Source organism: Devosia sp., from assembly GCF_028290435.1.
Classification (GTDB): domain Bacteria; phylum Pseudomonadota; class Alphaproteobacteria; order Rhizobiales; family Devosiaceae; genus Devosia.
The window spans coordinates 1-12,191 of the sequence record NZ_JAQGJV010000070.1; the positions used below are offsets into that span (position 1 = coordinate 1).

Consider the following 12,191-nt stretch of genomic DNA (forward strand, 5'->3'; position numbering starts at 1 on the left):
GCGTTCGGCCGGCATAGCGCTCGCGTTCACCGGCGTCATGATCGTGATGTGGGAGCCGTCGGGCCAGTCGATCACGTTCGGGCTTATCTTTGCCTTCGCGTCGGCGGCATCCTTGGCGCTCGGCTCCATTCTGCTGAAGCGCTATGGGCCGATCCGGCCACTCCGGCTGCAGGCCTGGGTGGCGCTGGCGTCGTTCCCGCCACTGACGGCTTATTCACTGCTGGCCGCACACCACCAGATCGAGACCAGCCTCGCCGCTGGCTGGCCATTCTGGGCGGGGCTTGCGTTCTCTGCCTTCGTCGTGACCATCATCGCGCACACGCTATATTTCGGCGTGCTGCAACGCTATCCGGCCAGCCTGATCGCCCCACTGGGCCTCATGATGCCGCTGATGAGCATCGCCATGGGCGTAGTGATCCTCCACGAGACGTTCGACCTGCGCATGCTCGCCGGGGGTGTCGTGGCGCTGGCCGGACTGCTCGTCATCCTGTCCCGCCAGCCCCTGGCCCGGGCCATCGAGCAACCAAGCGAAGCAACGTGATGCAGGTTGCCACTTCCCAAGCCTAAGCTAAAGCCCCATCGCTTTGAGTTCCTGCAAGGGGGGGATGGTGTCGTACATGTGGGCGTCCATGCGATCCCAGATGATGCCGCAGGTCGGCTTGTGCGGGGCGTCGACCTCAATGGTGCGGGTCGGCGTGAAGATGACGTCGGCGACGGTGTCGAAGACCTCGGGAGTCAGCGTTTCGTCGAGCACCTGGCAGTCATGCACCACGGCGGCGGACGGTGTGGCCGTGCTGATGCGGCCGAGCTGATACAGCATGCCCCATTCGGCATCGAAAAAGCCGTGCCCTTTGCCGAAGCGGACGCCCGCGTGATTGATCGCGCCGGTGCCGGTGACCATGTATTCGACGGTTGGCATCTTGGCGATATCGCTGAGGGCAACGTGCTGCGCAACACGCTCCATGCCATCAAGTGTCGATGCATAAAGATAGAGCTCCGGGTCGATCTTACTCGGATCGAGCAGAAAGAAGCCCCGCTTGATGGAATAGGTGGTCATGAGAATGGTCTTGCCATCCTGCAGCGCCTTGAGGCGGAGCCGATCGAGGCAATTGTCGGGCGTGATGAAAACAAAGCTGGCCTGCTGGTAGTAGCGATGATCCACCAGTCGGGCGACCGCCGCGTCGCCACCTTCGAAATCGGCGATGAACTCGCCAAAGTCGAAATGAAAACGGCTGTCGGGCACCGCAACCTTGCGCAACTCGCTCCAGACGCGCTCGCGTACCGATGCCTTGTGGTCCATGTCGATAACTCCTGTGATTGTGTTCATTGGGCGCTCGCCATGCCGAAGCGGCCCAGCACGCGCCGCTCGACGACCACCACGACCTGGTAGAACAGGACGGAGAGCACGACTGAGACGAAGGCCACCGACCAGATCATCCCGTAGTCGAGATAGCCGCGCGATTGATTGAGCAGGTTGCCGAGCCCGGTGCCGGTCGCCAGCCATTCGGCGATCATGACGCCAAGCAAAGCACGCGGCGCGGTCAGCCTCGTAGCGGCGAACAGATAAGGCAACGAGGACGGAATCGAGACCAGGCGGAGCTGGGTGAACAGGCTCGCGCCATACGCCTTGGGCACTTCGAGGGCGGCGCGCGGCACCATCAGCAGGCCCTGCGCCATGGTGACGAAGGCGGGAAAGAAGGTGACCGAGATCGTGATGGCGAGGATCACCGCGGTGCCGCGGCCGAGCATCAGCACCAGCAGCGGCGTCAGCGCCACCAGCGGCATGGTCTGGGTAACCAGCGCAACCGGCATGAACGCGCGGACGACCGCCGGCCAGAGCTGCGAGCACAGCGCCAGGGCGAAGGCGAGCGCCAGCCCGGCGGCCATGCCGATAAAGGTCATCGGCAGGGTTTGCGCCAGCGCGGCGACGAGCTTGCCCTGCGCAATGGGCGCGCTCGGCAGCAGCACCAGATAATCCAGCAGGCCCGCGGGCGTCTTGGCGATCATCGCCGGCACGCGCAAGGCCAGGAGCAGCACCCACCAGAGCGCGAATGGCAGGGCGATCGAACTGGCGATCAGCGCCCCGCGCTGCCACAGCGGACGCACCCTGCCCTCCTCGTCGCTGCGCAGCAAAGACGTTGGCACGGTGACCGACTGAGACGAGCCGGTGATGGAATTGGCGATCAGCGCGAACACCGCATAAGCCGCAGCCGCGATGAGTGTCGCGACCAAGCCGATGCCCCAGAGCCGATCCGGCTCTGCCCGTCCAAGCGAACCCAGTAGATAGACGCCCAAGCCCCAGCGGCCACCGCCGCCGAATTCGGCTAGAATCGAGCCCAATACCGCATTCGGCGCGGCCACGCGCAGTCCGGAAAGGATTACCGGCAAGGCACTGCGCCATTGCACCAGCCACAGCGCCTTCCATTTGCCGCCGCCATAGGCCCGCACCACGTCGACTGAGCGGGCATCGACCTGGGTCAGGCCCACCACGGTCGCGGTCATGGTGACGAAATAGCAGCCGATGGCGGCAAGGACGATCCGCGGCACCGGATCGGACAGCGTCAGCACCAGAATTGGTGAAATAGCGATCGCCGGCAGCGCGAAAATCGCGATATTCAGGCCGCGGGCTACTCGTGAGGTCAGCGGATAGAGGGCAAACAGCACGCCGGCTGCGATGGCGACGGCATTGCCAATGATGAAGCCGACGCCGGCGCCAAAGATGGTGGCGCCGATATGGCCGGGATAATCGCCCCAGTCCTTGATCAGGCGCAGGACGACCGCGCTCGGCGGTGGCAAGGCGCCGCTGGCGACGAGTTGTAGCCGGCCTAGGATTTCCCACACGATCACGATGATCGCCAGGTTCCGGATTGACCCGTAGATCCGTCTCAAATCAATGCCCATCGAGAGCGCTCGCAACTTCGGCTTCCAGCTTGTGAAAGGCCGGGTCCGCGAACAGCTCGGCGCGCCGTGGCCGGGGCAGATCGATATCGATGATCTTGCTGATACGTCCGGGGCGGCTTTGCATCACCACGACCCGATCGGCCAAAAATACGGCTTCGTCGATGCCATGGGTCACCAGCAGCGTCGTGGCCTGGCTTTCCATCCAGATGCGCTGCAGTTCGATATTCATCTGCTTGCGCAGGATCTGGTCAAGCGCACCAAAGGGCTCATCGAGAAACAACACCTGCGGATCGGTCACCAGCGAACGGGCGATAGCAACGCGCTGGCGCATGCCCCCAGACAATTCGGACGGCAGCGCATTCTCAAAACCCTTGAGGCCGACCAGAGCAATCAGCTCGGCAATCTTGGCGCTGTGGGCAGCCCGCGGCCGCCCCAGCACGTCGAGCGGCAGCGCGATATTGTCCTCCACCGACCGCCAAGGCAGCAGCGCCGCGTCCTGAAACGCCACGCCGGTGATACCGCTCTTGGTAGCGTCGCTCGGGGCAAGGCCGCCAACCTCGATCGTGCCCGTGTCGGCACGATCGAGGCCCAGCGCCAGTCGCAATATGGTAGACTTACCGCATCCGGATGGGCCGATCAGCGCCGTGAACGAGCCCGCCGGACAATCCAGCGACACGTCCCGCAGAGCTTCGACCGTAGTGCCGCGCGCGGCGAACACGCGCGACACAGTCTCGACCCGTATTCCAGATGCGGTGCTCATCAGATTTCTTCGAGCAAGGTGGTGTCGAACATCTCGCGGGTGGCGTTGATGCCGACGGCGGCCAATGCCTCGATATTGGCGGCGATGGAGTCTTCGCTCATCGAGAAGATGCCTCCGCTCGCTTCGATCAGCGGCTTCTGCGCGGTATTGAAATAGACCTCATTCTCGATCGAGCGACCGGTCCCCTTGAACCAGGTCTCGGCGAAGGTCGGCGGCAACGCGGCGGGGTCGGCCAGGTTGTCGTCCCAACCCTGGCGTGAAGCCCGCAGGAACGCGACCAATTCCCTGCGCTTGGACGCCAGCACATCGGTGGTGACGACGACCGTGTCGTTGAAGGTGGTGAAGCCAAAATCATAGAGCAGGAACGAGGTCGCGTCCGGACCGGCCTGCTTGATGCTGAACGGCACATTGGTGGTGAAATCGAGCGAGGCATCGATCTCGCCCTTGATCAGCGGCGTCGGATCATAGGCATAGGGCACGATGTTGACTGAGGCACGGTCCACGCCGGAAATCTTGAGCATGGCCTCGACAGAGATGACGTTAACCGGGGGCACGGCGAGCGTCTTGCCGACCAGATCCTGCGGCGTCTTGATCGGGTTGGACGCCAGCGAAACGATGCCGATCGGGTTCTTCTGGTATTGCGCGCCAATGATCTTGAACGGGGCGCCCTGCTCCACGATCGCCTTGATGGTGGTGTCGGGCGTGGTCAGCGTAACGTCGGCCTTGCCGGCGATCAGCGCTGACTCCGGGATCACGTCCGGGCCGCCGCTGAGATAGGTCAGGTCCAGTCCCTGCTCGGTGTAATAGCCCTTATCCATGGCCGCGAAATAGCCGGCGAATTCGGCATCGTTGATCCATGACGCCTGGAACGTCAGTGGTGTTGCCGCATAGGCGAGACGGCTGGTCAGCGGCAGAGTGGCGGCTGCGCCCATCAGGCTGAGAAAGTGGCGTCTTTGCATGTTCAGGCTCATTGGAAGCTCCGAGGTTTGGTGTTCAGGGAAAGGGTTCAGGCAATGCCGCGCAGGTGGGCGAGTTCGGCCAGCGGCGGCATGGCTGCGATCTGCTCCTTGCTCAGCAGGTCCCACTTGATGCCGCGCGGCCTGCGCATCCGCCGGTGAGTATCGATCAGGCGGGTCGGGGTAACGATCAGATCGGCCAGGATGTCGGTTTCGCTCGGATGTAGCTTGTCCTCGACCACCCCGACGTCATGCACGGCAGCGATCACCGCGGTGCTGTCATCGGCGACACCAAGATCGGTGAACATGCCCCATTCGAGATCGAAATAGCCGTGCCCCTTGCCGAAGCGTACGCCATCCACCGACACCGCCGAGGCGCCGGTGACCATCAGGTCGAAGCGTCCCCGTCGGGCAATGTCCTCCAGCGTCACGGGCTTGCCGAAATGTTCCATGCCATCCAGCCAGGCCGCATATTGGGCAGCGCCCGGCGGCACATCGGCCGGGTCAAGCAGCACGAAACCGCGATGGATACGGAACGAGGACATGACGAAAGGCCTGCCTGCCTCGATCAACCGGCGCCGGAGATCGACCAACGAATTGTCCGGTGCGATGAACGCGAACTTGGAGTTTTGATAGGCTGGGAGGGCGCAGATACGATCTGTGGCCAGCACGCTATCGACGAAATCGGGAATAAACTCGGAAAAATTCATGTGGAAGCGCGTATCGGGCAACGCGACAGCGGCGAGCCTTTCCCAGATACGTTGGCGAATGAGCTTGGACGTCGTCATTCCGCTGCCTTTAGTTTCATTGTTTCATAATCATGAAACACATGTTTCATTCTGGCAAGCGTCCTGCTAAAGTTTTTTCGTGACCTGTTCGTACGTGTGGAGAGCACTTTGGCGTCTCGCCTGGTCCTGAGAATTCAGGAGCGATTTTCCCGCCTGACCGCGGGCGAGCAGAAGCTTGCCCAGTTGGTGCTTGACCGTCAGGACGATATTCTGACGCACTCGGCGACTGAAATCGCCGATATGGCTGGCGTATCCAAAGCCACTGCGGCACGGTTCTTCCAGCACCTGGGCTATGCCGATTTCAATGAGGTCAAACTGCAGGCCCGCGAGGAGCGCAACAGTACGGAGCCCTACGGCTATTCGGTCGGCAGTTCCGACCAGATCGTGCTCGGCAAAGCCGTCAGCACCCATCTCGAACTCGAATTGCGCAACCTGACCAAGACCTTTGAGGAGTTGCGTTCCGACCGCATTCGCGCCGCCGCCGAACTGCTGCACGCCGCGCCCCGAGTGTGGGTCCTGGGGCTCGGCTCGGAGGAAGGCTTTGCCCGCTACGCGCGCCTGCTCTTGGCCAGACTGCGCCATTCGGTGATGATCCTGGGGATCAACCAGGGCTCCTGGGCCGAGGATCTGGCCATGACCGGCCCGAAGGACACGCTGTTACTGATCACGTTGCCACCGCGGGCAACCATTCTCGATCCCATCATCAACTATGCCAAGACGACGCGCATGAGCGTTATCACCATCACCGACCGCAATTCCGCGCTTGAGGCGCAGCGCTATTCGGATGTCGTGCTGCCCTGCCATGTCGCCAGCTTCGGAATGGGACCGTCGCACACCGCCATCAGCAGCGCCATTCGCCTGCTCGCCGTCACCTATGCCGCGCGCGCCGGGAAGTCGGCCAGCCAACGCGCGGACGTGCTGGCAAGCATTCATGAGGAACTGGACGACACCGACCCTTAAGGGCCGCACAGGCCACGCTCGTCACTGAACCTGATCGACGGCTTCAGCTTCGGTCCAGATATGACCGCCCGTCTTGGACCGTTTCCGCGTTACCGGAAAAGACGAGATGACCGTCACAGATCGCCCGCTGCCCAGCCAACGATCTGCGCCCAGAGCTTGTCGTAGCCGCTCCATTCGACGAAGGGTGGCGGCGCCCAATGCGGTCCGCAATCGGAAGCGAAGGCCACCGCCCGGCCCTTGCCGAAGCCGGCGGCCACGATCAGCGGATCGTCACCCACGATTGCGACCAGGGCCGTATCCGGCTTGGCGGCAAGCTGGTTATAGCCAAGCAGCACCGGCCAATCGCCCTCTAGCCCGGCAACGATAGGATGGGTGGCATCAACAACCCTGGGCGCGACACCCTGCGGGCACTCGATGCGGTCATCGCGGTGGAACAGGGTGACCGGCAGGGCTTCTTCGATCGCCGTGCCGGCATATTGGCCCTTGGCCTCGATGCCCTGGAAGGTCAGGTAACCGCCCACCATGACCAAGCCGCCACCGGCCGCGACATAGTCGCGAATGGCATGCAGACGATTGGGCAGCACGGCGGAGCGCGTGAAGGTATCGGGATGCAGCAGCAGCGTATTGGCACCGATATCGGACAGGATCACGCAATCGAAAGCGGCCAAAGTCTCGGCGGTGTGCGGGAAATCCCGAGCGGCGACATGGGAAGGCTGGTACGTCACCTCCCAGCCCGCGCCTTCCAGGGCGCTGCGCAACCAGCGCACGCCTTCGGCATATTCGGTGGTGGTGAAGCTGTCGAAGCCCTTCTGGTGGATCGAGTGGACGGTCCAGGACTCCCCGGCAATCAGGACGCGGGGTTTGGTCATCGCGATGTCTTTCCTTGAAATTGAGCCACCGAGCGGCGCACCACCAGTTCCACTGGAAGGCGGGTGAGTGGTGCAGGCTCGGCTTTGTTGAGCAATGCAAGCAGCAGTTCAAAGGCCAGTCGGCCCATCTCGGCGACGGGCTGCCTTATGGTCGTCAGCGGCGGATTGACCAGCTCGGCAAAGGGCATGTCGTCGAAGCCGACCAGCGACATATCGTGGGGCACCGACAGCCCGGCCTGCTGCAAGGCCAGCAGCACGCCGATCGCGAGATAATCCGAACAGGCCAGGATCGCCGTGGGCCGCGGCGGCGATGCCAGCAGGCGCTGGGTGGCAGCATGGCCGAAGGCACGCGAATAATCGCCGAGCAGCACCCAATCGGGGCGCACTGGCAGTCCCGCCTCGGTCATGGCGCGTTCGAAGCCGGCCAAGCGCTCGCGCACGCTCATGAGATCGCCGGGCCCACCGATCAGGGCGATCTCGCGATGCCCGGCCTCGATGAGATGGCGCGTACCGAGATAGGCGCCCTGCTCGTTCTCGACGAAAACGCGGGGCACGCTGACGCCGGGAATGTCCTCATCGAGCAGGACGACATGGTCGTGCTCGTTGAGCAGTTCGGCCAGCGTGCCATCGTCGGGCTGGTTGGTCATCATGATCAGGCCATCGACATGCTGGTCATGCAGGCGCCTGATGGCGTCGATCTCGCGGTCACGGTCGCCGCCGGTGGACGAGATGTAGACCGCGTAACCGTGGCTTTGCGCCTCGGCCTCGACGGCGGCGGCCAGCTCGGCAAAAAACGGATTGGCGATTTCCGGGGTCACCAGGCTGATGGCCTCGGTCTTGCCGGTGGAGAGGCGCTTGGCCATCAGGTTGGGACGGTAGTCGAGCTTGGCGATCGCCGCGTCGATGCGCTCGCGCGTCGCCAGCGGCAGCTCGATCCGGTTATTGAGATAGCGCGATACGGCGGTCGGAGACACGCCCGCCGCTTCGGCCACGTCGCTCAGCGTTGCCATTGCAAGCCCTCAGATGGCATGGCGAGCCCTCCACAGCGTGATCATCCGAAGGCTTTCAGCGGCAATACCGGCCATAAGGGCCTCGCCCTTCTCGGCGGTTGCGGGGCGCGGATCGCCGAATACGCCGCTGGCGTTGAAGCTGCGCAATTGCAGGGGCTCCAGCCCGAAAGTGGGCGGAAATTGTGGATATTCCGGCGCTGCGCGCGCCAGATCGACCGCCTCGGGCCGGATTGCCAGCATCATGGCGGTCTCAACTTCATCGGCATGATAAAAACCGGGCCCCGCCGGCTCGCTGTCACAGATTTCGCCAGCCAGCTTTTCCATGCCCGGATAGTCCAGATGCATGACCGGCAGGCCGGCAGCCACCAACGTCCGCGCGGCCAGCGCAATAGGCTCGCGGTTGCCGAAATGACCGTTGACGATCACCAGCCCCCGCACGTTCATCCGCCGCAGGCCGTGGCCGACATCTTCGATCACCGCGCGCAAGGTCGTCGGAGACAGGGAAAGCGTGCCCGGAAAGGCCTCGTTGTTCCAGGCGTCTCCATAGGCAATCGGCGGCAGGACCAAGGCTCCGAGCTCTCCGGCAATTCGTCGCGCCATGCCCAGGGCCATATCGGTATCGGTGGTCAGCGGCAGATGCGCGCCATGCTGCTCGCAGGCGCCGATCGCCAATACGGCTAGCGCGCCCTGGTCCACCAGCACCGCTATGTCTGGCCAGGCCGTATCAGCCATATCGCCGGTCATGGCGTCCATCCACTGATGGTCAGGTCGGCGTCGGGCGCGACACGGTCGAGCAGTTCAGCAGTGCTGCGGGCATAATCGACATGGCCAGCCAGCACCGTTCCGAGCGTCACCTCCCGAATGTCGTCATAGCCATAGCCATGCGCCAACAAGTCGATCAGGGCGGCCTGTAGCGGCGGAATTGTAGGATTGAACGACACACTCTCGATCGACGCGCCAGTGATCCGCTTGCCGTCGGCCAGATCCAGCACCACGGCGCCGGGGCATTGACTATAGGGCGCGTAGGCGCGGGCTCCCGCCTGCAGCAGTGCCGGCACGACATCTACCGCGAGGTCGCTGCGCGCCAGTTGCAGGCCGGGCCAGTTGGAAAGGCCGGCAACCGCGCCGCGCTCGCCCAGATAGTCGGGATCGAACGGCCAGGGGTAAAGCTGCGCCATAGTGAGGACATGGCCGAGCGGATCGATCAGCTCCAGGTCCCGGCTGGCAGCGAATTCGGAGAGGTATTGCCGACAATGGGCACAGGGATGCGCCTCGCCGATGGCAATGGCGGCCAGATCGGTACCGCGGCTGAAAGCGCGGGTGGCAACGAAGCCTTCGCCATGCAGGGTCGTGCCGAGATGGGTGCCGGGAAATTCGACATTGCCGCCCAGGATCAGATTACCGGTCTGCGCCTCAAGGCCCACTGCACCGACGAAGAAATTGGAAATCGGCGGACGGGCATAGGCCTTGGCCGGCTCAAGCAGCAGCAACATCAGTTCGCGAACGCCATCGAGACCGAATTCGGCCACCAGCGACGCCGCATCGGCAGCACTGAGCACGCCGCCCATATTGGCGCCAAGGGCATCGTTATTCGCGGCGATCGCCGCAGCGGCACGATGGCCAATCGTCTGCACGACCTCTGGCGCAATGCGCGCCAGCCGTTCGACAATATGCGGGTCGGCCTGAAACGGATTGACGCTCACGGCACGACCCTCGCAAAGCGCAGGCTGGCTATGACTGCTGCTGTCTTGTGCATTTTTTCCACAAGCCTATGGTTTGAGCATTGACGCTGCGATAGCATTTGACAATCCCGCGACATTTGGCGTTAGATCGCTATGTAAACCGCTTTACTAGCCCTTGGTCAAATGAGTTCTGTTTTAATTTTTGATGTGACGGTGCTGACCGTCGATGCGCAGAACACCGTTTTTGACGGCGGCTGGGTGTCTTTTGACGATGGCCGGATCACCGGCACAGGCCCCAAAGCCACCATGCCGAACCCCAGCGACTTCGACGAAGCCATCGCCCTGCCCGGCCATCTAGTGATGCCGGGCCTGATCAACGCCCATACCCATTCGGCCATGGTGCTGTTCCGCGGCCGCTCGGAAGGCCAAAGCCTGCTGACCATGGACGGCTGGTACAATTCCATCCGCGAGCCGGAACTGTCGCTGGTGGCATCCGACATCGGACCGGCGGTCGCGCTGTCCTGCGCCGAAATGGTGCTGTCTGGCACCACGACATTTTGCGACCAGTATTTCTTCGCCGAAGAAATCGCCGCCGCAGCGGGCCAAAGTGGCCTGCGCGCGGTCGTCGCCTATGGCATCGTGCAGCTTGGCGACGAAGCGCGGGGCGAGGAGGAACTGGCCAAGGCCGCCGCTTTCATCGAGCAGCAACGTTCTGCCGATGGCCGCGTGATCCCCTGGTTCGGCCCGCATGCGCCCTATGTCGATAATTCCGAGGACCTGCTGCGCGCCGAAGTGGCCATGGCGGTCAAATATGGCGTCGGCTTGCACCTGCACATGGCCTGCGGTCCCGAGGACAATGCAGAGACCATGGCCCGCTATGGCATGACCGCGACGCAAGCGCTGTCGCGCGACGGCTTCTTCGCCGGCCGTGTCCACGCCGCCCACTGCCTCGAACTCACCGACGAAGACATTGCTATCTTCGCGGCCGCGCCCAATGCATCGATCTCCCACAATGCCACCGCCGGCCTGCGCTCCGGTCGCGAGGGCATTTGCCCCGTGGTCAAGCTCAAGGCGGCCGGCGTCGTCGTGGCGCTGGGCACCGACAATGTCGCGGCCAACAATTCCTATGACATGATCGCCGAAATGCGGGTTGCCGGTCTCGTCGCTTCGCATCGCGAAGGCGTGGCCCAGCCGATTTCTAGCGCCGAGCTGATCCGCATGGCCACCATCGACGGCGCCAGGGCGCTTGGCCTCGACCACGAAACCGGCTCGCTCGAAGTGGGCAAGGCCGCCGATATCATCGCTATCGACATGCGCGGTCCCGGCTATTCGGAAACGCCCGATTTTGAGACCGTGCTGGTCTATTCCGGCAGCGGGCGCGATGTCGTTCATGTCTGGGTTGCCGGCGAGCAACTGGTGCGCGACCGCATGCTGCAACGGCAGGACTTTGCCGAAATTCGCGCGACCTATTCACGGACCTATCGCGATTTCTGGTCGCGGGTCGAACTGGCCCGCGAGGTGGCGTGAGATGGGCCGCAACACGCTGATCCTCGATACCGACGGCGGCGTTGACGACGCCCAAGCCCTGTTGATGCTGATCGCCGGCGGCCGTGCGCCCGATGCGATCACCACGGTGTTCGGCAATGTCGGACTGGAGACCGCGACGCGCAATATCCTCGCCACTCTGGCGGTGGCCGGGGCAAAGATTCCGGTTCACACTGGCGCCGGTCGGCCGCTGACTCAACCGGTCATCGACGCCAAATATATCCACGGCGAGGACGGTCTCGGCGGCGCACCGCGTCCGCTTGAGACCGATGCCATGGTCAGCGATGACGCCATCGGCTTCCTGCGGACGAGCTTCCGCGAGGCCGGGGCGCGCGGCGAGAAAATCGACATTCTGATGATCGGGCCGCTGACAAATCTGGCGCTGGCGCTGCGGCTGGAGCCGGCGATCATCAAGGGCATCGGCCAGCTCACCATCATGGGCGGCACGCTCTACGGGCGCGGCAACACCACGCCGGCGGCCGAGTTCAACATCTATGCCGATCCCGAAGCCGCCGCGATCGTGTTCTCCGCCGATATCGAAATTGTCGTGGTGCCGTGGGAGCCCTGCGTCACCCACAACATGACCGGCGAGCAGGTCGACGGCTTGTTCGCGCCGTTGGCCGATGGCCCGGAAAAGGCCTTCTCCCAGGCGCTGGCGCGGCATGCCCGCCAGACCATTGCCGGCTATGGCGGCGGCGACAATTTCCGCTTCGTCGATCC

At 63.5% G+C, this 12,191-nt stretch carries 13 protein-coding genes; 4 read left to right on the forward strand and 9 right to left on the reverse strand.

Translation table 11 applies throughout. From position 1 onward, the window contains the following. The coding region (locus JWP26_RS14890) for a DMT family transporter (protein WP_299729205.1) at window positions 1-541 on the forward strand (541 nt) is incomplete at its 5' end. Between the two features lie 27 nt (window positions 542-568). On the opposite strand, the gene JWP26_RS14895 is transcribed toward JWP26_RS14890, so the two are convergent. Genes JWP26_RS14895 through JWP26_RS14915 form a run of 5 tightly spaced genes read right to left on the reverse strand, consistent with a single transcriptional unit; the run spans window position 569 to window position 5,405 of the window. Then, complete coding sequence (locus JWP26_RS14895) at window positions 569-1,327, reverse strand: 5-formyltetrahydrofolate cyclo-ligase (protein WP_299729207.1); 759 nt, start codon at window positions 1,325-1,327, stop codon at window positions 569-571. Beyond that, complete coding sequence (locus tag JWP26_RS14900; protein WP_299729209.1) at window positions 1,324-2,901, reverse strand: ABC transporter permease; 1,578 nt, start codon at window positions 2,899-2,901, stop codon at window positions 1,324-1,326. Before JWP26_RS14900 ends, JWP26_RS14895 begins: the two co-directional genes overlap by 4 nt. Then, window positions 2,891-3,661 (reverse strand): ABC transporter ATP-binding protein, encoded by a 771-nt coding sequence (locus tag JWP26_RS14905; RefSeq protein ID WP_299729211.1) that lies wholly within the window; start codon window positions 3,659-3,661, stop codon window positions 2,891-2,893. Before JWP26_RS14905 ends, JWP26_RS14900 begins: the two co-directional genes overlap by 11 nt. After that, entirely contained in the window at window positions 3,661-4,632 is a 972-nt protein-coding gene (locus tag JWP26_RS14910) for an ABC transporter substrate-binding protein (RefSeq protein ID WP_299729213.1), read from the reverse strand. The genes JWP26_RS14905 and JWP26_RS14910 overlap by 1 nt, the downstream gene beginning before the upstream one ends. A gap of 35 nt (window positions 4,633-4,667) precedes the next feature. Next, entirely contained in the window at window positions 4,668-5,405 is a 738-nt protein-coding gene (locus tag JWP26_RS14915; RefSeq protein WP_299729215.1) for a 5-formyltetrahydrofolate cyclo-ligase, read from the reverse strand. A gap of 108 nt (window positions 5,406-5,513) precedes the next feature. Between JWP26_RS14915 and JWP26_RS14920 the strand changes: the two genes are divergently transcribed. Next, a complete protein-coding gene (locus JWP26_RS14920) occupies window positions 5,514-6,365 on the forward strand; it encodes a MurR/RpiR family transcriptional regulator (RefSeq protein ID WP_299729218.1) in 852 nt (283 codons plus the stop codon). 113 nt (window positions 6,366-6,478) lie between these two features. Here the strand turns inward: JWP26_RS14920 and JWP26_RS14925 are convergent, their stop codons facing one another. The 4 genes from JWP26_RS14925 to cdd are packed head-to-tail and all read right to left on the reverse strand — an operon-like array spanning window position 6,479 to window position 9,947. After that, window positions 6,479-7,234 (reverse strand): glutamine amidotransferase, encoded by a 756-nt coding sequence (locus tag JWP26_RS14925; protein WP_299729219.1) that lies wholly within the window; start codon window positions 7,232-7,234, stop codon window positions 6,479-6,481. Continuing rightward, complete coding sequence (locus JWP26_RS14930) at window positions 7,231-8,244, reverse strand: LacI family DNA-binding transcriptional regulator (protein WP_299729222.1); 1,014 nt, start codon at window positions 8,242-8,244, stop codon at window positions 7,231-7,233. The genes JWP26_RS14925 and JWP26_RS14930 overlap by 4 nt, the downstream gene beginning before the upstream one ends. A gap of 9 nt (window positions 8,245-8,253) precedes the next feature. Then, window positions 8,254-8,988 (reverse strand): creatininase family protein, encoded by a 735-nt coding sequence (locus JWP26_RS14935; RefSeq protein ID WP_299729225.1) that lies wholly within the window; start codon window positions 8,986-8,988, stop codon window positions 8,254-8,256. After that, a complete protein-coding gene (cdd, locus tag JWP26_RS14940) occupies window positions 8,985-9,947 on the reverse strand; it encodes a cytidine deaminase (protein ID WP_299729227.1) in 963 nt (320 codons plus the stop codon). Before cdd ends, JWP26_RS14935 begins: the two co-directional genes overlap by 4 nt. A gap of 162 nt (window positions 9,948-10,109) precedes the next feature. Between cdd and JWP26_RS14945 the strand changes: the two genes are divergently transcribed. Beyond that, entirely contained in the window at window positions 10,110-11,453 is a 1,344-nt protein-coding gene (locus JWP26_RS14945) for an amidohydrolase (RefSeq protein ID WP_299729230.1), read from the forward strand. Between the two features lies 1 nt (window position 11,454). After that, a partial coding sequence (locus tag JWP26_RS14950; RefSeq protein WP_299729233.1) for a nucleoside hydrolase occupies window positions 11,455-12,191 on the forward strand: 737 nt, incomplete at its 3' end.

Excerpts from the sequence above, each read along its gene's own strand:
- JWP26_RS14895 (WP_299729207.1), bottom strand. The coding sequence starts at position 1,327 with ATGAACACAATCACAGGAGTTATCGACATGGACCACAAGGCATCGGTA.
- JWP26_RS14900 (WP_299729209.1), bottom strand. The coding sequence starts at position 2,901 with ATGGGCATTGATTTGAGACGGATCTACGGGTCAATCCGGAACCTGGCG.
- JWP26_RS14905 (WP_299729211.1), bottom strand. The coding sequence starts at position 3,661 with ATGAGCACCGCATCTGGAATACGGGTCGAGACTGTGTCGCGCGTGTTC.
- JWP26_RS14910 (WP_299729213.1), bottom strand. The coding sequence starts at position 4,632 with ATGAGCCTGAACATGCAAAGACGCCACTTTCTCAGCCTGATGGGCGCA.
- JWP26_RS14915 (WP_299729215.1), bottom strand. The coding sequence starts at position 5,405 with ATGACGACGTCCAAGCTCATTCGCCAACGTATCTGGGAAAGGCTCGCC.
- JWP26_RS14925 (WP_299729219.1), bottom strand. The coding sequence starts at position 7,234 with ATGACCAAACCCCGCGTCCTGATTGCCGGGGAGTCCTGGACCGTCCAC.
- JWP26_RS14930 (WP_299729222.1), bottom strand. The coding sequence starts at position 8,244 with ATGGCAACGCTGAGCGACGTGGCCGAAGCGGCGGGCGTGTCTCCGACC.
- JWP26_RS14935 (WP_299729225.1), bottom strand. The coding sequence starts at position 8,988 with ATGACCGGCGATATGGCTGATACGGCCTGGCCAGACATAGCGGTGCTG.
- JWP26_RS14945 (WP_299729230.1), top strand. The coding sequence starts at position 10,110 with ATGAGTTCTGTTTTAATTTTTGATGTGACGGTGCTGACCGTCGATGCG.